General features: G+C 67.7%; 18 protein-coding genes. 4 read left to right on the top strand and 14 right to left on the bottom strand.

The features are described 5' to 3' along the window. Positions 1-58: 58 nt before the first annotated feature. Together xth and AC1RGU_RS04140 are read left to right on the top strand one after the other, a co-directional pair. On the top strand, positions 59-844 hold the full coding sequence (gene xth, locus AC1RGU_RS04145) for an exodeoxyribonuclease III (RefSeq protein ID WP_492694937.1): 786 nt from the start codon (positions 59-61) through the stop codon (positions 842-844). A gap of 5 nt (positions 845-849) precedes the next feature. After that, entirely contained in the window at positions 850-1,380 is a 531-nt protein-coding gene (locus tag AC1RGU_RS04140; protein WP_492694935.1) for a hypothetical protein, read from the top strand. Positions 1,381-1,405: 25 nt separating this feature from the next. On the opposite strand, the gene ntrC is transcribed toward AC1RGU_RS04140, so the two are convergent. From ntrC to AC1RGU_RS04080, 12 genes are all read right to left on the bottom strand, one after another. Beyond that, positions 1,406-2,926: a nitrogen regulation protein NR(I) gene (ntrC, locus tag AC1RGU_RS04135; RefSeq protein WP_492694933.1), complete on the bottom strand. Its 1,521-nt coding sequence runs from the start codon at positions 2,924-2,926 to the stop codon at positions 1,406-1,408. Between the two features lie 26 nt (positions 2,927-2,952). Further along, on the bottom strand, positions 2,953-4,032 hold the full coding sequence (gene glnL, locus AC1RGU_RS04130; RefSeq protein ID WP_062470910.1) for a nitrogen regulation protein NR(II): 1,080 nt from the start codon (positions 4,030-4,032) through the stop codon (positions 2,953-2,955). Positions 4,033-4,046: 14 nt separating this feature from the next. Beyond that, a complete protein-coding gene (locus AC1RGU_RS04125) occupies positions 4,047-4,571 on the bottom strand; it encodes a hypothetical protein (RefSeq protein ID WP_095744472.1) in 525 nt (174 codons plus the stop codon). 233 nt (positions 4,572-4,804) lie between these two features. Next, positions 4,805-6,220 carry a type I glutamate--ammonia ligase gene (gene glnA, locus AC1RGU_RS04120; protein WP_062470904.1) on the bottom strand — a complete coding sequence of 472 codons (1,416 nt, stop codon included), beginning with the start codon at positions 6,218-6,220 and terminating at the stop codon, positions 4,805-4,807. Between the two features lie 147 nt (positions 6,221-6,367). Beyond that, entirely contained in the window at positions 6,368-7,168 is an 801-nt protein-coding gene (locus tag AC1RGU_RS04115) for a competence/damage-inducible protein A (RefSeq protein WP_492694931.1), read from the bottom strand. Further along, positions 7,165-8,070: an EI24 domain-containing protein gene (locus tag AC1RGU_RS04110; protein ID WP_159277724.1), complete on the bottom strand. Its 906-nt coding sequence runs from the start codon at positions 8,068-8,070 to the stop codon at positions 7,165-7,167. The genes AC1RGU_RS04115 and AC1RGU_RS04110 overlap by 4 nt, the downstream gene beginning before the upstream one ends. Positions 8,071-8,126: 56 nt before the next feature. Then, complete coding sequence (locus AC1RGU_RS04105; protein WP_492694928.1) at positions 8,127-9,101, bottom strand: sterol desaturase family protein; 975 nt, start codon at positions 9,099-9,101, stop codon at positions 8,127-8,129. A gap of 16 nt (positions 9,102-9,117) precedes the next feature. Beyond that, positions 9,118-9,948: a polysaccharide deacetylase family protein gene (locus tag AC1RGU_RS04100; protein ID WP_492694926.1), complete on the bottom strand. Its 831-nt coding sequence runs from the start codon at positions 9,946-9,948 to the stop codon at positions 9,118-9,120. Then, a complete protein-coding gene (locus tag AC1RGU_RS04095; protein ID WP_159277730.1) occupies positions 9,932-10,945 on the bottom strand; it encodes a YncE family protein in 1,014 nt (337 codons plus the stop codon). Before AC1RGU_RS04095 ends, AC1RGU_RS04100 begins: the two co-directional genes overlap by 17 nt. A gap of 105 nt (positions 10,946-11,050) precedes the next feature. Beyond that, positions 11,051-11,791: a pseudouridine synthase gene (locus tag AC1RGU_RS04090; RefSeq protein ID WP_307694364.1), complete on the bottom strand. Its 741-nt coding sequence runs from the start codon at positions 11,789-11,791 to the stop codon at positions 11,051-11,053. 61 nt (positions 11,792-11,852) lie between these two features. Beyond that, complete coding sequence (ggt, locus tag AC1RGU_RS04085) at positions 11,853-13,589, bottom strand: gamma-glutamyltransferase (RefSeq protein ID WP_095950003.1); 1,737 nt, start codon at positions 13,587-13,589, stop codon at positions 11,853-11,855. A 61-nt stretch (positions 13,590-13,650) separates the two neighbouring features. Then, positions 13,651-15,246 carry a class I SAM-dependent methyltransferase gene (locus AC1RGU_RS04080; RefSeq protein WP_492694923.1) on the bottom strand — a complete coding sequence of 532 codons (1,596 nt, stop codon included), beginning with the start codon at positions 15,244-15,246 and terminating at the stop codon, positions 13,651-13,653. Between the two features lie 145 nt (positions 15,247-15,391). Here AC1RGU_RS04080 and AC1RGU_RS04075 point away from each other — a divergent pair, with 145 nt between their 5' ends. Next, positions 15,392-15,598: a hypothetical protein gene (locus AC1RGU_RS04075; RefSeq protein ID WP_159277736.1), complete on the top strand. Its 207-nt coding sequence runs from the start codon at positions 15,392-15,394 to the stop codon at positions 15,596-15,598. A 161-nt stretch (positions 15,599-15,759) separates the two neighbouring features. Here AC1RGU_RS04075 and AC1RGU_RS04070 read toward each other — a convergent pair whose 3' ends face one another. After that, complete coding sequence (locus AC1RGU_RS04070; protein ID WP_492740790.1) at positions 15,760-16,125, bottom strand: hypothetical protein; 366 nt, start codon at positions 16,123-16,125, stop codon at positions 15,760-15,762. Positions 16,126-16,256: 131 nt separating this feature from the next. Next, complete coding sequence (locus AC1RGU_RS04065; protein WP_492696439.1) at positions 16,257-16,814, bottom strand: ureidoglycolate lyase; 558 nt, start codon at positions 16,812-16,814, stop codon at positions 16,257-16,259. Between the two features lie 185 nt (positions 16,815-16,999). Here AC1RGU_RS04065 and AC1RGU_RS04060 point away from each other — a divergent pair, with 185 nt between their 5' ends. Continuing rightward, positions 17,000-18,325 carry an MFS transporter gene (locus tag AC1RGU_RS04060; RefSeq protein ID WP_095744463.1) on the top strand — a complete coding sequence of 442 codons (1,326 nt, stop codon included), beginning with the start codon at positions 17,000-17,002 and terminating at the stop codon, positions 18,323-18,325.

The following is an 18,325-nucleotide window of genomic DNA, read 5'->3' as shown; positions in this document are numbered from 1 at the left end:
TCACCGACCGGCTGCGAACGCACGACCGCCCCCCGATAACCGAATACGCAGAGCCCTCATGAAAATAGCCACCTGGAACGTCAACTCCCTCACCGCGCGCCTGCAGCATGTGCTCGACTGGCTCATCGCCAACCCGGTCGATGTGCTGTGCCTGCAGGAGCTCAAGATGACCGACGACAAGTTTCCGCTCGAGGTGCTGAAGTCGGCCGGCTACGAGGCGGCGGTGTTCGGGCAGAAGACCTACAACGGCGTCGCCATCCTCAGCCTGGCGCCGATGCGCGACGTGGTGAAGAACATCGAGAACTTCGCCGACGAGCAGTCGCGCGTGATCGCCGCCACCATCGAGACGCCCTCGGGCCCGCTGCGCGTGGTGAACGGCTACTTCGTGAACGGCCAGGAACCGGGCAGCGAGAAATTCGCCTACAAGATGAAGTGGCTCGACGCGCTGCACGACTACATCGCGCGTGAACTCGCGGCGCACCCGAACCTCGTGCTGCTGGGCGACTTCAACGTCACGCCCGAAGACCGCGACAGCTTCGACCCCGTGGGCCTGAAGGAAACGATCCACCACACGACCGAAGAGCGCGACCACTTCAAGGCGCTGCTCGGCCTGGGCCTGACCGACAGCTTCCGCATGTTCGAGCAGCCCGAAAAAAGCTTCTCGTGGTGGGACTACCGCATGCTGGGCTACCAGAAGAACCGCGGCCTGCGCATCGACCACATCCTCGTGAGCGAGCCGCTGCGGCCGCTGGTGAAAGGCTGCGTCATCGACCGCGTGCCGCGCAAGTGGGAAAAGCCGAGCGACCACGCCCCGGTGGTGCTCGAACTCGGCGCGGGCGCCTGACGGCCATGACGACGCCGATCGCCGCACGCGTTGCCCGTTCTGCCGCGATCGCCGCCGCGGCGCTCGCGCTGGCCGCCTGCTCGGTGCTCAAGCCGGGCGGCGGATCGGAAAGCGGCACGGGCAGCACATCGCCCGGCGGTGCAACCACCACCGAAGGCAGCCGCGACGTGCCGACCGTGCGGCTGATCACCGCGCAGACGCCCGCGATCCGCACCTACCGCAAGACCGGCGCGCGCCACATCTACAAGGCGTATGCCAGCCGCATCTACAAGGGCAAGATCCCGCCGCTGGTGTACGCCGTGGTGGTGGTCGAGACGGAGATCGATGCGAACGGCAAGGTCACCAACGTCACCTTCAGCCGCGTGCCCAGCCATGCGCCCGAAGTGCCGCCGATGATCGCGGAGCTGGTCAAGGCGACCTCGCCCTTGCCGAGCCCCGGCAAGCTGGGCGGTCACACGTACGTCGACACCTGGCTCTGGGACAAGAGCGGCAATTTCCAGCTCGACTCGCTCACCTTGGGCCAACGCAGCCGATAATAAAAAAGGCCCTGGGAGGGCCTTTTCATTCGATACCGAGTTCCTGGATTTTCCGGGTGATGGTGTTGCGCCCGATGCCCAGCTTCTGGGCCGCCTCGATGCGCCGGCCGCGCGTGTTGGCCAACGCGGTGAGGATCAGCCGCGATTCGAAGCGGCGCGTGAGCACGTCCCACACGTCGGTGCGGCCTGCGGCCAGCAGCGCCTGAGCCTCGGCTTCGAGGCCACTCTCCCAGGCGCTGGGGCCGGCGGGAGCGCCTGACACCGCCTCGGGGGCCGCGACCACCGGTGCGGACGCGTCGCGCTCGACGGCCAACGGCACTGCAGCCTGCACGGGCGCCGCCACCTCGGCCACCGCCACATGCACGTCCGCCCCGCTGCCCGCCATCACTTCGGGCGGCAGGTCTTTCGACTCGATCAGCTGCGCGGGCGCCATCACGGTGAGCCAGTGGCAGATGTTCTCGAGCTGACGCACGTTGCCCGGGAAATTGAAGGCCGCGAGCCTGGCGAGTGCCGCATCGGAGATGCGCTTGGGCTCGACGCCCAGCTGGCGCGCGCTCTGCTGCAGGAAGTGGCGCGTGAGCGCGGGCACGTCCTCGCCGCGTTCGCGCAGCGCGGGCAGGCGCAGGCGGATCACGTTGAGGCGGTGGAACAGGTCTTCGCGGAAACCGCCGAGCTTCACGCGCTGCTCGAGGTCCTGGTGGGTGGCCGCGATGACGCGCACGTTGGCCTTGACCGAGTTGTGGCCGCCCACGCGGTAGAAGTGGCCGTCGCTGAGCACGCGCAAGAGGCGCGTCTGCAGGTCGAAGGGCATGTCGCCGATTTCGTCGAGGAACAGCGTGCCGCCTTCGGCCTGCTCGAAGCGGCCGCGGCGCATGGTCTGCGCGCCGGTGAAGGCGCCGCGCTCGTGGCCGAAGAGTTCGCTCTCGAGCAGGTCCTTGGGAATGGCGGCGGTATTGATCGCCACGAAGGGGCCGTTGGCGCGCGGCGAGTGCTTGTGCAGCGCGCGCGCCACCAGCTCCTTGCCCGAGCCCGATTCGCCGGTGATGAGCACCGTGACGTTGCTCTGCGACAGCCGGCCGATGGCGCGGAACACGTCCTGCATCGCGGGCGCCTGGCCGAGCATCTCGGGCGCGGCGACCATGCGCTCTTCGGACACTTCTTCGCGCTGGCTTTCGTCGACGGCGCGGCGGATGAGTTCGACGGCGCGCGGCAGGTCGAAGGGCTTGGGCAGGTACTCGAAGGCGCCGCCCTGGAAGGCCGAGACCGCGCTGTCGAGGTCGGAGAAGGCGGTCATGATGATGACCGGCAGGCCGGGGTGCTTGGCCTTGATCTTGTCGAGCAGGTCGAGCCCCGAGCCGCCCGGCATGCGGATGTCGCTCACCAGGACCTGCGGGCCCTGCTGCTCGTCGCCTTCGGCCTGTTCGAGCGCGGCCAGCACTTCGCGTGTGTTCGTGAAGCTGCGCGTGGGCAGGTCTTCGCGCAGCAGTGCCTTCTCGAGCACGAAGCGTATCGATTGGTCGTCATCAACTATCCAGATCGGCTTCATGCATCTCCTCTGTTGCCGGGGCTGCGCTAGGGCAGCGGAATCAATATCTTGAAATCGGTTCGGCCCGGGACGCTGTCGCACTCGATCACGCCGTGATGCTGTTGCACAAAAGTTTGCGCAAGCGTCAGTCCCAGCCCGGTCCCGCCTTCCCTGCCTGAAACGAGCGGATAGAAGATGCGGTCCTTGATCGTGTCCGGCACACCCGGTCCATTGTCGATGACATGCAATTCCAGTGCCAATCGATACCACTGCTTGTTGAAGATCACCTGTCGGGCCACGCGGGTCTTGAAAGTGATCTGCGCATCGCCCGCCGCGCGGCGCTCGGCCAGGGCCTGCGCCGCGTTGTGCGCGATGTTGAGCGTGGCCTGAATGAGCTGCTCGCGGTCGCCGCGGAACTCGGGAATGGAGACGTCGAAGTCGCGCTCGATGTGCAGGTCGCGCGGAAACTCGGCCAGGATCACCGAGCGCACGCGCTCGCACACCTCGTGGATGTTCACGTCGCCCACCACGTGCGGGCGCCGGTGCGGCGCCAGCAGCCGGTCGACCAGCGTCTGCAGCCGGTCGGCCTCGTGAATGATGACCTGGGTGTACTCGATGAGGTCGCGCGACTCGACCTCCATCTGCAGCAGTTGCGCCGCGCCGCGGATGCCGCCCAGCGGGTTCTTGATCTCGTGCGCGAGGTTGCGGATGAGTTCCTTGTTGGCCTGCGCCTGGTCGATGAGGCGCTCCTCGCGGTCCTGGCGCACCTGCTGCTCCAGCGGCGACATCTCGATGATGAGTTCGCCCTTCTTGTCGCCGTGCGCGAGCGTGACCTGCACGGGCATCAGCTCGTGATTCACGCGCCGCAAAAAGGCCTCGTAGCGCAGCGTGGCGAAGTCGTTGCTGCTGGCGCCGTCGAGCGCGGTGCGCAGCACCTGCGGCTCATGGAAACAGGCGCCGAACTGCGAGCCCTCGAGCGTGCGCCGCGAGGTACCCAGCGCGTCTTCGAGGCCTGCATTGGCGAACAGCACCGAGCCGTCGCTGTTGACCACCGCGATCAGCGTGGACAAGAGGTCGAAGGCGCGAAAGCGCGGATTGGCGCCAGTCGCCTTCTTGCCGAACACCATGGACTGCGCGCCGCTTACTGCGCTTGCGGCTTGCCGGGCAGGCGGCCGATTTCGCGGCGGATGCCGGCGATGTCGCTCTCGTTGCGCGCGAGTTCGGCCTTCATTTCAGCCACGCGGTCGAGGTACTTCTGGTAGTTGCGGCCTTCGCTGCCCTGCTTCTCGGGCTCGCCGTTGTTGTATTCCTTCTTGAGCTCGGTCTGGCGGGCCTCGGCCTTGCGCAGCTCGGCCTCGAGCACCGAGCGTGCCTCGCCGTCGCGGGCGCGCTGGTCGACGCCTTCGACACGCGGGCTGCCCGCCGGGGCGCGCGCGGCGGATGAACCGCCCGACGACGACGCGCTGCCACCACCGCCGCCCGAAGGCTTCGTGCCCTGCACGACGGTGACGTTGCCGCCTTCCATGATCTTGCAGCCCTTTTGCTGGGCCACGGTCGCGTTGTTGGTGTACTCGTTGCCGCAGCGCCAGACGCGCTCTTGCGCGAGCGCCGCCGTGGCGGTGGCGAACGAGGCGGCGGCCAGGAAAATCAGGGAAGCAGTCTTCATTTGGATCCGGAGAGGGCGCGACAAACGCGCATTTTGATGCAATTCGGGCCCGCTCACGACAGGGTGTTCCGCACCAAGGAAAAAGGACGGCCGGGGCCGTCCTTTTGTCTTACTCATCAGGCTCGCGCCCTTCGCGAAACACCGCGGAACCGGCTTTGCCGGGCCGCAGGTGTTGCCCCCGGTAGGGGGTTGGCGAAGCGACACGAAGTGCGCGCAGCCTGGGGGCGAGCCGCTTACAGCGAGTAGTACATGTCGAATTCGACCGGGTGCGTCGCCATGCGGAAGCGCGTGACTTCCTGCATCTTGAGGTCGATGTACGCGTCGATGTACGAGTCGGTGAACACGCCACCCTTGGTCAGGAACGCACGGTCCTTGTCCAGGTGCTCCAGGGCCTGGTCCAGGCTGTGGCAGACGGTCGGGATCAGCGCGTCTTCTTCCGGCGGCAGGTGGTACAGGTCCTTGCTGGCGGCTTCGCCCGGATGGATCTTGTTTTCCACGCCGTCCAGGCCGGCCATCAGCAGCGCGGCAAAGCCCAGGTACGGGTTCATCAGCGGATCGGGGAAGCGCGCTTCGACGCGGCGGCCCTTCGGGTTGGCCACGAACGGGATGCGGATCGAGGCCGAGCGGTTCTTGGCCGAGTAGGCCAGCTTCACCGGGGCTTCGAAGCCGGGCACCAGGCGCTTGTAGCTGTTGGTGCCGGGGTTCGTGATGGCGTTCAGGGCACGGGCGTGCTTGATGATGCCGCCGATGTAGTGCAGCGCGAAGTCCGACAGGCCTGCGTAGCCGTCGCCGGCGAACAGGTTCTTGCCGTCCTTCCAGACCGACTGGTGCACGTGCATGCCGGAGCCGTTGTCGCCGACGATGGGCTTGGGCATGAAGGTGGCGGTCTTGCCGTAGGCGTGGGCCACGTTGTGGATCACGTACTTCTGCAGCTGGACCCAGTCCGCGCGCTGCACCAGCGTGCTGAAGCGGGTGCCGATTTCGAGCTGGCCGGCGTTGGCCACTTCATGGTGATGCACTTCGACCGGGATGCCCAGCGATTCGAGCACCAGGCTCATTTCCGAGCGCATGTCCTGGAAGCTGTCGACCGGAGGCACCGGGAAGTAGCCGCCCTTGACTGCGGGACGGTGGCCGCTGTTGCCGTGCTCGAACTCCTTGTCGGTGTTCCACGAGGCTTCTTCGGACTCGATCTTCACGAAGCAGCCCGACATGTCGTTCTTCCAGCGCACGCCGTCGAACACGAAGAATTCGGGTTCCGGTCCGAAGTAGGCGGTGTCGCCCAGGCCGGAAGCCTTCATGTACGCCTCGGCGCGCTTGGCGAGCGAACGCGGGTCGCGCTCGTAGGCCTTGCCGTCGGCCGGGTCGATCACGTCGCAGGTCAGGATCAGCGTCGTTTCTTCGAAGAACGGGTCGATGTTGGCGGTGTTCGGGTCGGGCATGAGCTGCATGTCCGAGGCTTCGATGCCCTTCCAACCGGCGATGGACGAACCGTCGAACGCGTGGCCCGAGGTGAATTTGTCTTCATCGAAGTGCGACACGGGCACGGTCACGTGCTGCTCTTTGCCGCGGGTGTCGGTGAAGCGCAAGTCGACGAACTTGACCTCGTTTTCCTTGACGAGCTTGAGTACATCGGCGACGGTCTTTGCCATCAGTTTCTCCTGAGTTGGATGGTGGTTAGGAATACAGGGACGGGAGGATGCAGTTTCTGTGCCATTGTCACCCCGCCGGATGAGGCCCGGGTGACGGCCCAGGGGCTGCCGGAAAAGGAAAATATCCCCAAATTGGTGCAATGCAGATTAACGCACCAATTCGGGTCCAAGCTTCGCATCGAAAGTGTGCAGACCTTCGACGAGCTGGCCATAGGCGGCATCGAGCTTCGCGGGGTCGCCCTTGACGCCCAGCTCGATGTGGCGCCCGTACTGCGGGTGATCCACGCTGGGGAGGCTGAACACCTTGATGCCGGCGTGGGCCTGCTCGATGGCCTGCATCAGCGGCGTGAGGGTGGCTTCCATCGCACCGAAAACGATCACGGACTTCTCGGCGATGGCGTTGCGGGTGAACAGATCGGCATAGCGGCTGTCGAGCACCGACTCGATCATGGGCCAGGCCATGACCGGGAAGCCCGGCACGAAATGCACGTGCTCGACGCTGAAACCCGGGATCTTGTTGTACGGGTTGCGGATGATCGACGCGCCCTGCGGAAACACGCCCATGTTCAGGCGGTGGATGTTGTCGGGCCGGTCGGGCTCGTAGGGCACGCCCTGCTCCAGGGCCGTGTCCTGCATGCGCTCGCGGATCAGCGCCTCGGCCTCGGGGTGCAGCGCCAGCGGCACGCGCAGGGCCTGGGCGGCGCACTGGCGGGTGTGGTCGTCGGGCGTGGCGCCGATGCCGCCGGTCGAGAACACGATGTCGCCCGAGGCGAAGGCGCGCATCAGGGCCGCGGTGATCCGAGTGGGCTCGTCGCCCACGTACTCGGCCCAGCCCAGCTGCAGGCCGCGCGCGGCCAGCAGCTCGATGACCTTGGCCATGTGCTTGTCGGCCCGCTTGCCGGAAAGGATCTCGTCGCCGACGACGATGAGACCGAATGCGCGTGTCATGGAGAACTCCATTGAGAAAGAGCGGCCTTGTTGGCCTCGGTGGCTTCGGCCGCCTCGATCGCCTGCTGCTGCGCGTCGCCGCTGCCGGCCGCGGGCTGCTGCGCCGCGCGCTGGGCGCGCAGCTGGGTCAGGGCGTCGAGGCAGTAGTGCGCGAACCAGAGCGCGGAGAAAGCGAAGACCAGCGTGTAGATCCAGATGGCGATCGGCACCAGCACGAAGAAGGCGGCGGCGAACAAGAGGCCCGAGGCCCAGACGATGCTCGGCGCGGCGCCCAGGTAGCCGCACAGCACGCCGATGCACAGCAGCGGCAACCGGTGGGCGCGCAGCAACGCGGCGCGTTCCTCGGGGCTGGCGTGCTCGGCCAGCGCGTCGAAGCTCATCACCCGGTAGGTCAGCCAGCCCCAGATCAGCGGCGGCAGGATCAGCACCAGCGGCGGAATGAGCCACAGCGGCATCGACACCACCAGCGCGATCAGCGCCAGCACGGTGGCGCCGAGCGAGCGGAGCACGCTGCCGAAGAAGGAGGCGCCCTTCTTCTGTTCGAGCGTGGGAAAGCGCCGTTCGGCCACGAGCTTGGTGAGCGCCGGCGCCATGAAGCCGGCCACGATGAGCAGCGACAGCACGACGATCAGCGGCGTGACGCCGAACACCACCACCAGCGGCGCCAGCGCGGCCGTGACGTCGCTCGAGAACAGGCGCCCGATCCAGGCCCAGAAGCTGGACAGCAGCGGCCAGGCGTCGAGGGCCTCGCGCGTCCAGGCGACGGCCGCGTCCCAGTAGAAGTAGCCGAGCCCCGCGGCCAGCAGCACCATGAGCGCCAATGGCAGGAGCGACAGCACGATCACGCGCGGGAGCATGCAATAGGCCACCGCGCGCCAGAAGGAGTCGAGGAGCAGGCGCATGAGGTTCGAGGATAGCGCAAGGCCCCGGCCCGCCCGCCGCCGGGCCTGCGGGTGAATCAGGCGCGGCCGAACAGCCGCTTCAGCCCCAGCCACTGCTGCGACCAGAAGCCCTGGCCGTAGTCGCGCGGGCGGCCGTCGGCGCCGGGCTCGACCTGGTCGCGGATGCCGGTCGGGTCGTAGCGGTTCTCGAAGTTGGCGGTGCGAAAGAGCATGTCCCACCAGGGCAGCAGCACGCCGAAGTTGTGGCCACCCAGCGTGCTCCGGCCGTGCGATTCGTGGCCCAGCCCGATGCTGTGGTGCAGCCGGTGAAAGCGCGGGCTGACCCACAGCCGCTCGCCGATGGCGCCGAAGCTCAGCCGCAGGTTGGCGTGCTGCAGGCTTTCGCTGAGCTGGGTGAAGGCCACGACGGCGATGAACTGGCCCGGCGCCACGCCGATCAGCTGCGCCACGATGACGATGAGCGTGTCGTGGATGACGTCGTCCAGCAGGTGGTTGCGGTCGTCGCTCCACATCGTCATCTGGCGCTGCGAGTGGTGCAGCGAATGCAGGCTCCACCACCAGTTGAACTGGTGCTGGCCGCGGTGAATCCAGTAGCCGACGAAGTCGAGCACCACGAGGTAGATGGCAAAAGCCACCCACGGCACGTCGGTCACGCCGGGCCATGCCTCGTCCAGGTGGAAGGTGCCCCACCCGGCCATGCGCAGGCTGCCGAGCAGGTCGTCGAACAGCGGCTGCAGCGTGAAGAACAGCGCCAGCCGGAACAGGCCCAGCCGGTGGATCAGTGTGTAGAGCACGTCGATGCGGATGGCGCGGCGGTCGGTCACGGGCTCGACCGCGCGCCAGCGCTGCAGCGGGCCGATCACGGCCAGCAGCACGAGGATCTGGACCACGCCGACCAGCAGCCAGCCGGTGGCGTCGAAGGCGTCCTCGGCCCAGCCGCCCAGGCCGATGGCGTACACCAGCGGCTGCACGGCGGCCTCGAAGAGCCAGCCCTGCATGGCGGAAAAAACGTCGGTCAACCAGTCGATCACGGCGAAAACTCAGGATTCAAGGGTGGGAGGCGATCCAGGCGCGGTAGTCCGGGTGCTGGCGCAGGGTGCGGAAGCAGAAGCCCTTGGCCTTCAGGCCGACGATGAGCGGCTCCAGGTTGGCGGGCGCCCACGGGTCCTTGCGCGACCAGATGCCCAGGTGCGCCAGCAGGATGTCGCCGGGACGGATGCCCGCGAGCGCCTGGGCCAGCAGCTTCTGGTTGCTGAACGCCTCGCTGGGCAGCTCGTCGCCCAGGAAGCCGGCGGGCGACCAGCCCACGTGCGCGTAGCCGCAGTCCCTGGCGGCCGCCAACAAAGCGGGCGAGGTCTTGCCGCCCGGCGCGCGGTACAGCGGCAGCGGCTTCTTGCCGGTGATGGCGGCCAGCCGGTCGGACGACTTGCGGATGTCGGCGCAGTAGTCGGCCGCGCTCCAGACCGACTCCTTGCCGGTCTGCGGGCCGGCCGACGGCTTGATGCGAAAGCTGGGCGGCGTGCCCTTGACGTCGCCGCGCCAGTAGGCGTGGTCGTAGGTGTGCGAGCCGAACTCGTGGCCCTCGGCCGCCCTCGCCTTCCACCACGGGGCCCACTGGTCGTCCAGGCTGTCGCCGTCGGTCTGGGTGCGCTCGGCGGCGGCGAAGAAGGTGACGCGCACGTCCTGGCGCTTGAGCACGTCGGCCACCAACGGGGCGATGCCCATGTGGCCGGTGTCCAGCGTCAGGTAGACCGGCTTGTCGCAGGCGGCGGCGTCCTGGGCTCCGGCCGCCGGCACGGTGGCGCAGGCCAGCGCCGCGACGGCGAAGGCCACGCCGGCGGTGCGCACACCGCGCACGCGCTCAGATGCGCTTGGCATGGTCGAGGGTCCAGACGCCGTGCGGCGAGCGGCCGACGTTGATCTGCCGCACGACCTTCTGGCTCGCGAGATCGACCACCGTGAGCTTCTTGGCCCAGCGCGAGGTCACGTACAGCGTCTTGCCATCGGCCGACACGTCCATGCAGTCGGGGCCGCCGGGCACGTTGTAGTTGGCGACGACCTTCAGCGTGGTCAGGTCGATGCGGCTGATGGTGTTGGCGACCCGGTTGCTCACGAACACGGTCTTGCCGTCACCGGCCGAGCGGAAGGCATGGGCGCCCTTGCCGGTGGGGATCTTGCCGACCAGCTTGGGCTGGGCGCCGGCCACGTCGAACACCTGCACGCCGTCGCTGCCGGTGAGGCCCACGAGCAGCGTCTTGTCGTTGTGGGCGCCGAAGATGTCGGCCGGCATGGCGCCGGTGGCCATGCGCCAGCGGATGGTCTGCGTCGGCAGGTCGACCGCGATCAGCTCGTCGCTGTCCTGCATGGTGACGTAGGCCACGGTGCTGGTGTTGTCGATCCAGATGTGGCTGGGCGTCTTGCCGGTGGCGATGCGCTTGACCAGCTTCAGGTCCTTGCCGTCCCAGCGGTACACGTCGACGTGGTTCAGGCGGTTGGCCGCCGTGACGAACCACTTCATGTCGCGCGAGAACTGCAGCTGGTACGGATCGATGATGCCGTACACCACGCGCTGCACCTCGGCCGTGCGCGGGTCCAGGAAGGTGAGCGAATCGCCCGCCGAATTGGCCACGATGACCGACTTCTCGTCGGGTGTCATGTAGATGTGGTGCGGCTCCTTGCCGGTGGGAATGCGCTGCTTCTCGGTCCAGTCGACCGGGTTGATCACGCTCACGCTGGCGTCCAGCGAATTGAGCACAAAAACCGGTGGAGGGGCCGGCGGCGCCGCCGCGGCGGGGAGGGTCACCAGGGCTGTCAGGCACAGGCAGGACAGCAGGAAGGCCGCGATGCGGCCGTTCGGGCGGGCAGGGAGTCGCAAGGGAAGGTTCCGGGAGAGGGTTAACAATCTTAACGGTCGAACCCGACAAACAGCTGACCGCCGGCGCCCCCTCACCCGCTGTTGCGCGCGGCGCCTTGACCTATGTCAAGCGGCCCGGGGCACCGGCGCCCGCAGCTGGGCCACCTGTTCGGCCGTGAGCCAGCGCCATTGCCCCGGCGCGAGGTCGTCCGGCAGCGCCAGGCCGCCGATGCGCGAGCGGTGCAGCCCTTCGACCCGGTTGCCGACCGCGGCCAGCATGCGCTTGACCTGGTGGTACTTGCCCTCGGTGAGCGTGAGCCGCAGGTGCAGCGGGCTGTCGGACTCGCAGGCGGCCGCGCGCACGGGCTTCGGATCGTCGTCGAGCACCACGCCGGCCAGCAGCTTGGCGATCTGCGCCTCGTCGATCGGGTGCTTGGCCGTCACCTCGTAGACCTTGGGCACGTGGTGCTTGGGCGAGCCCATCTTGTGGATGAACTGGCCGTCGTCGGTCAGGAGCAGCAGGCCGGTCGTGTCCTGGTCGAGCCGGCCGATGGCCTGCACGCCCTGCACCGCGCCCTTGTTGGGCCGCAGCCGCAGCGGCGACGGCAGCAGCGTGTAGATGCTCGGGTAGGTCGAGGGCTTCTGAGAGCACTCGGTGCCGGCCGGCTTGTGCAGCATCAGGTAGGCCTTCTCGTGGCAGGCCCACTCGGTGCCCTGCACGGTGAACAGCAGGCCTTCGGGGTCGAGGTCGGCGAAGGGGTCGGTCACGGCCGCGCCGGCAATGCTCACGTGGCCTTGCTGGACCAGGCCCGCGCACACGCGGCGGGTGCCGAAGCCCTGGGTATAGAGGATGTCTTGCAGGTGCATGAAAAATGAAAAAAGCGGTCGTGCCGACAGGGGCACGACCGCCTTCAAGTGTGCCGCAGGTTCAGTAGCCTGCCGCCAGGCCCGTGTTGCGGCGCGGGTCGTTGGCGCCGTAGAAGCGGTTCGCGCCCACCGGCTTGCCGCCCAGCGAGGGCGCGCCGACGATGATCGCCGCCAGGTGGTTGGCCGGCTGCGGCACACCCAGGTTGTGGCCCATGTCGGTCAGGATCTTGCGGGTGTCGGGGCTGATCGCGAAGGTCTCGACGTTGGTCACGTCGGGCAGCCATTGCTGGTGGAAGCGCGGCGCATCGACAGCTTCCTGCACGTTCATGCCGTAGTCGACCACGTTCAGGATGGTGTGCAGCACGGCCGTGATGATGCGGCTGCCGCCGGGCGTGCCGACCACGAACACCGGCTTGCCGTCCTTGGAGACGATGGTCGGGCTCATCGAGCTCAGCGGGCGCTTGCCCGGGGCGATGGCGTTGGCCTCGCCCTGCACCAGGCCGTACATGTTGGGCACGCCGATCTTGGAGGTGAAGTCGTCCATCTCGTTGTTCAGCAGCACGCCGGTCTTGTCGGCCGTGACCTTGGCGCCGAACCAGTCGTTCAGCGTGTAGGTGACCGACACCGCATTGCCCCACTTGTCGGTGATCGAGTAGTGGGTGGTGTTGCTGCCTTCATGCGGCGCCACGCCGGGCTTGATGTCCTTGGACACGCCGGCCTTCTTGGGGTCGATGGCGGCGCGGATCTTGGCGGCGTAGCCCTTGTCGAGCAGGCGATCGAGCGGGTTCTTCACGAAGTCGGGGTCGCCCAGGTAGCTGTTGCGGTCCACGTAGGCGTGGCGCATGGCTTCGATCTGGTAGTGCACCGACTCCGCCGAACGGAAGCCCAGGTCCTTGAGCGGATAGCCCTCGAGGATGTTGAGCATCTCGCAGATGATCACGCCGCCCGAGCTCGGCGGCGGTGCCGACACCACGCGGTAGCCGCGGTAGTCGCACTCGACCGGCGCGAGTTCGCGCGTCTTGTACTGGTCGAGGTCGGCCTGCGTGATGATGCCCTTGCCGGCCTGGCTCGATGCCACGATGGCCTTGCCGACCCAGCCCTTGTAGAAGCCGTCGGTGCCCTTGGCGCTGATTTCCTTCAGCGTCTTGGCGAGGTCTTTCTGCACCAGCTTCTGGCCGACCGCGAAGGGCTCGCCCTTGTTCAGGAAGATGGCGCCGGAGACCGGGTCCTTCTTGAAGTCGTTGGTGGCGGTGAGCAGCATGTCGATGTCGCCCTGCTCCAGCGCGAAGCCCTTGTCGGCCAGTTGGACCGACGGGGCGATGAGGTCGGCGCGCTTCATCGTGCCGTACTTTTCGCGCGCGTATTCCATGCCCGACACCGAGCCCGGCACGCCGACGGCGAGGTGGCCGTGGGTGCTCAGACCCTTGACGACGTTGCCATCTTTGTCGAGGTACATGTTGGCCGTGGCGGCCAGCGGGGCCTTCTCGCGGAAGTCGAGGAAGGTCTTGCGGCCGTCGGCCAGCTGCACGGTCATGAAGCCGCCGCCGCCCAGGTTGCCCGCGGCCGGGTACACCACCGCCAGCGCATAGCCCACGGCCACGGCCGCATCGACCGCGTTGCCGCCGCGCTTGAGCACATCGACGCCGACCTTGCTGGCCAGGTGCTGCGCGCTCACGACCATGCCGTGTTCGGCCGCCACCGGCGCCTGCGACGCGGCCTGCGAGCCGCCGGCCGCCGCCAAAGTGAGCGCGGCCGCGACGGCGGCGCGCAGGGTGGGGGTCCACTTGAAGTGCTGCATGGAAAAGTCTCCTCTGTGCGTTGGATGAAGAATGAGGGAGGGGTGAATGGATAGTGGCCCGTCAGGCCGTGAGCAGCGCCTTGCGCCGCAGGCTTTGCAGCGCCTGCGCAACCTGCTCCTGCGCGAAGGCGTGCAGCGCCGACGGGTCGGTCAGCGGCTGGTCGTCCTTGAGGAAGCGCAGGCGTTCGGCGCGCACCTCGTCGAGCAGGAAGGCGGCCAGCGCCTCGTGCGTGTGCGCCCCGTCGAGCAGCGGCAGCAGGCTGCGTTCGAGCACCGTGAGCGACACCGGCTCGTGCCACTGGTTGCAGAGCACGGCCGTCGCCTGCGACGCGGGCACACCGGCCAGCGCGCGGCGCACCGGCGCCAGCACCTGCGGCAGCGCGGACACCGAAGCAGCCGCCGACACGGGCGTGCGCCGGATGCGCAGCGCGCCGAGGATCAGCAGTTCCTCGAGCATGGCGAGCACGATGGGTTCGACGGCCGCGCGCGGCTCGCCGGTGAGCGTCACCACCGCGGCCAGCAGCGCCTCGGTCGACATCGAGCACGGATAGCTCGCATCGAGCGCCTGCGCCACCGCCTTGTGCGCCGGCAGCCGCAACGTGACCTTCAGGTCGCGCAGCGCGGTGCAGGGCTGCTCACGAGCGTCGATGGTCAGCGCCTCACCACCGTCGACGCGAAAGATGCCTGCGAATTCGAGCGCGCGCAGACGGGGCACTTCGAGGCGGTAGCGGATGTTCGCGGCGTTGCCCTGCTTCACCAGAAGCGTCTGGCGGAAGGTGCGGTTGACGAGGAAGTCGAGGTACTGCTCCATCATCACCTGGCTGCCGCCGCACTCGCGCAGCAGCGGGTCGCGCACCTTCTCGCCGTAGTTCTGCACGAACATGGTCGAGGGCTCGGCGTCGCACAGGTAAGCCAGCCCGCGCGCCTCGGCACGCGCGACGAACTCCTTGAAGTAGCAGGGCTCGTTGCAGGGCTCGAGGAACTCGTGCAGCAGGTAGTAATTGCCGGAGTTGCGCACGATCGGCATCGTCTCTTCGAGCGTCTTGCGCAGCACGCTGTCGGGCCGGGCCGACTGCTCGAGGAACTCGAGCATGCCGCGCGCGTACGAGAGCTTTTCTTCGGGCGTGTCGCGCGGGCCGCCGCGCAAAATCATCGCGTCGCGCACGATCTCGCGCGCCTTCCAGCCCGGGTACACGTTGTAGCTCACGTACACCACGCCATTGGGCGCCAGGTTCTCGGCGCACACGCGCAGGATGGCGTCCTGCACCGGCCCCGGCACCCAGCTGTAGACGCCGTGGCAGACGATGTAGTCGAACAGGCCGAACGAGGCGTCGATGTCGGCGATGTTGAAGGCCTTGAGCTCGATGTTCGACAGCCCCGCCTGATCGAGCGCCGCGGCGCCCTGGGCCACCTGCACGCGCGACAGGTCGACCCCGACCGCTTGGGCTTGCGGGTGACGCGCCGCGAAGGGAATCAGGTTGCCGCCGGCGGCGCAGCCCAGCTCGAGCACGCGCGCCTTGTGCGGCGGCGGCGCCTCAAGCCCGAACAGGAAGGCCAGGGCTTCCAGGTGCTCCACGGCGGACTGGGGAAACGGGTGCGAGTCGTAGGGCACCGCATCGTAGTAACTGGTGAGCGTGGAAGTCAGAGAGTCCGGCACGAACGTCCTTTGGGGATCGGAAGGGGCTGCAGCAGTGCTCGCAGACTATAGCCCCGTGCCCTCGCAAAAAGAAGCCGGCGCGGGCCGACCCGCCCCGCCCTGGCCGCAGGCTCATGCGCTTGCACGACCTCTTTAGAATGGCCCGATGAACTGGCGCATCACACTGTTTCCCCTGGCTTTGGTCATTGCCGGCTGCTCGACGCCGCCCAACCAGATCGTTCCCTTCCGCGACGGTGTGCTGCGTGCCATGACCTACACCCAGGCCTCGGACTACTGCAGCGCCAAGGGGCAGGACCCGAAATGGCTCGGCAAGGCGCCCGCCGAATCCGGCGTGCTGTTCCAGTGCCAGTGAGTCACTGCACCACCCACCTCATCACGCAGGGCTGACGCCCGGCCGCACCGCTCAGGCGTCGATGTCGATGAGCGCGTCCCGCTCTCGCGGTCGCAGGTCTTGCGCAGGTAGCCCGGCGACTCGACCATTTCATGGCGAGGCGTGTTCTTCCGTTCAAGGCGTCATCGTGGGGAGTTCTGCCTGCAGTCCTCAGCGGTGCCCCGGCAGTCGTCCTGGCGCGAGGGCGCGCCGGGGTCGTCCACGCGGGGCTTGTCCTCGCCAGCCGGCTTCGCGTCCGCCGGTGGCTTTTTCACCATGCCGGGGTCGCGGTCGGGCGGCGCGGGCTTCACCAGCCGCGGATGGCCATGGGGCGGCGGCTTCACGAGGAGTTCGGGATCGGGCCCGGGTTGCGCTTGCGGCTTGACCGGCGGTGGCTTGTCGGCCGGCTGCGCGGCAGCCGGCCCGGCGAGGAGCGCCGCGACGCTGATGACCCCGACAGCGAGGCTTCCGGCAAACATCGATTTCGTTGGATTGCGCATGGCGTTCACCCATGGCCCGAAGGTTTCACCGGGGCACTCCCGGTGGTGTAGGCCTCTTTCGCCAATGGCCGCAAGTCGGCGTCGCGGTGCCTGCGACGCTGGCGCAGCCGCCGGGCGATGGCCGCAGGGATGGGGCGCGCTCAGCCCGCCAGGCTGACGCGCACCACGCACGCCGGCGGCACCAGAATCTCGTCGCAGTTCGGCCCGGCCCCGCCGCGGTCGATCACCACGAAGCTGGCCGGCTGCTGCGTGACCACCAGCGGGTGGTGCCAGACGCCGCGCGCATAGTTCACGCCCTGCCGCCCGTCGGTGACGAAGGCGCGGATGTCTTCCACGCGCACCGTGTCGCCCGCCGGCGCCACCACCACGAGAAAGCGGCTGCCGTCCATCGGCACGAAGGCCTGGCTGCCCAGCGGGTGGCGCTCCAGCATGCCCACCTGCAGCGGCATCGCGTAGGGCTGCGTTTCGAAGATGTTCACCAGCACGCGGCTGTCGCCGGGGCCCGGGTCCACGCGCGCCAGGTCGTGAAAGCGCGTGGTCATGCCCGCATTGATCGACATCGACCGGGCGTGCGCGCTCTCGATGACGTCGCCGAACGCGGCGAACGCCTCGCGCGTCAGCGGCTGCGCAACGAGCGCGAGCGCCGCGGGCGTGCCCGGCGCCGGGGGCAGGAAGGTGGGGCTGGCAATCGTCAACAGAAACTCCTCGGCTTTTGGTCCAACTGGTATTACCAGTATCCTTGCGATACATCCACTCAGTCAATCTCCCGGCGTCAGGGAAATCGCTAGTGCCCAATGGCGCATGAGGCCTTAAGGTCTCGGTCGCGTTAAATCATACCGGTAATACCAGTTAATCCACCCCATCGACGCCTTCGAGGACCGCCATGTCAACCACCACCCTTCATGCGCCGCTGCAGCCGGCCACCACCTCTGCTGCAGCGGAGAACGCGCTCTACAAGAAAGTGGCATGGCGACTCATGCCGTTCCTGATGCTCTGCTACGTGGCCGCCTACCTGGACCGCGTCAACGTCGGCTTCGCCAAGCTGAACATGCTCAGCGACCTGCAGTTCAGCGAAGCGATGTACGGGCTGGGCGCGGGCCTGTTCTTCATCGGCTACTTCTTCTTCGAGGTGCCGAGCAACCTGCTGATGCACCGCATCGGCGCCAAGGCCACCATCTCGCGCATCATGATCACGTGGAGCCTGATCTCGGCCGCGATGATGTTCGTGACCACGCCCACGCAGTTCTACGTGCTGCGCTTCCTGCTGGGGGCGGCCGAGGCCGGCTTCTACCCGGGGATGATCCTGTACCTCACCTACTGGTTTCCCTCGCACCGCCGCGCCAAGATGGTGGCGGTGTTCATGTGCGCCATTCCGGTGTCGGGCGTGCTGGGCGGACCGCTGTCGGGCCTGATCATGGACGCCATGCACGGCATGGGCGGGCTGCGCGGCTGGCAGTGGCTGTTCCTCATCGAGGCGCTGCCCTCACTGGTGATCGGCCTGCTCGTCATCGTGTACCTGGACAACAGCATCCAGGGCGCACGCTGGCTCACCGCCGAAGAAAAGGCCGTGCTCGCACGCAACATCGCCGCCGAGAACGCCACCAAGGGCGGCACCAGCCACATGACGCTGCGCGCGCTGTTCGCCGACCGCCGCATCGTGAAGATGGCGCTGATCTGCTTTTGCACGGTGATGGGCCAGTACGGCCTGACCTTCTGGCTGCCCACGCTGGTGCGCCAGTCGGGCGTGTCGGGCGCGTTCAACATCGGGCTGCTCACGGCGATTCCGTTTGCCGTGGCCATCGTCTCGATGCTGCTGGTGAGCCGCAGCTCCGACCGCATGCGCGAACGTCGCTGGCACCTGATCGTGCCCTTCTGCTGCGGCGCGCTGGGCCTGACGCTGAGCGCCATCTTCAGCAACAACGTGTACCTCTCGCTGGCCGCATTGGCCCTGGCCGCGGGCGGTAGCCTGGCGACGTCGCCGCTGTTCTGGAGCCTGCCGACGGCCATCCTGTCGAGCGCGGGCGCAGCAGCCGGCATTGCGCTCATCAACTCCTTCGCCAACCTGGCGGGCTTCGTGAGCCCCTACATGATCGGTCTGATCAAGGACGCCACGAAGAGCACCGACATCGCCCTGTTCGTGCTGGCCGGCGTGCTGCTGTTCGGCGCCTTCCTCACCTGGACGGTGCCGGCCAAGCTGGTCAACAAGTAG

This window comes from Variovorax sp. GW823-FHT02B07 (genome assembly GCF_058797695.1).
This window is presented reverse-complemented; position numbering and strand designations above follow the sequence as displayed.

Bases quoted from the DNA above. Each gene is read 5' to 3' on its own strand.
- AC1RGU_RS04115 (WP_492694931.1), bottom strand. From the start codon at position 7,168: ATGACACGCGCATTCGGTCTCATCGTCGTCGGCGACGAGATCCTTTCC.
- AC1RGU_RS04125 (WP_095744472.1), bottom strand. From the start codon at position 4,571: ATGAAGACTGCTTCCCTGATTTTCCTGGCCGCCGCCTCGTTCGCCACC.
- ntrC (WP_492694933.1), bottom strand. From the start codon at position 2,926: ATGAAGCCGATCTGGATAGTTGATGACGACCAATCGATACGCTTCGTG.
- AC1RGU_RS04110 (WP_159277724.1), bottom strand. From the start codon at position 8,070: ATGCGCCTGCTCCTCGACTCCTTCTGGCGCGCGGTGGCCTATTGCATG.
- xth (WP_492694937.1), top strand. From the start codon at position 59: ATGAAAATAGCCACCTGGAACGTCAACTCCCTCACCGCGCGCCTGCAG.
- AC1RGU_RS04060 (WP_095744463.1), top strand. From the start codon at position 17,000: ATGTCAACCACCACCCTTCATGCGCCGCTGCAGCCGGCCACCACCTCT.
- AC1RGU_RS04100 (WP_492694926.1), bottom strand. From the start codon at position 9,948: ATGCCAAGCGCATCTGAGCGCGTGCGCGGTGTGCGCACCGCCGGCGTG.
- ggt (WP_095950003.1), bottom strand. From the start codon at position 13,589: ATGCAGCACTTCAAGTGGACCCCCACCCTGCGCGCCGCCGTCGCGGCC.
- glnA (WP_062470904.1), bottom strand. From the start codon at position 6,220: ATGGCAAAGACCGTCGCCGATGTACTCAAGCTCGTCAAGGAAAACGAG.
- AC1RGU_RS04075 (WP_159277736.1), top strand. From the start codon at position 15,392: ATGAACTGGCGCATCACACTGTTTCCCCTGGCTTTGGTCATTGCCGGC.
- AC1RGU_RS04140 (WP_492694935.1), top strand. From the start codon at position 850: ATGACGACGCCGATCGCCGCACGCGTTGCCCGTTCTGCCGCGATCGCC.
- AC1RGU_RS04090 (WP_307694364.1), bottom strand. From the start codon at position 11,791: ATGCACCTGCAAGACATCCTCTATACCCAGGGCTTCGGCACCCGCCGC.
- glnL (WP_062470910.1), bottom strand. From the start codon at position 4,032: ATGGTGTTCGGCAAGAAGGCGACTGGCGCCAATCCGCGCTTTCGCGCC.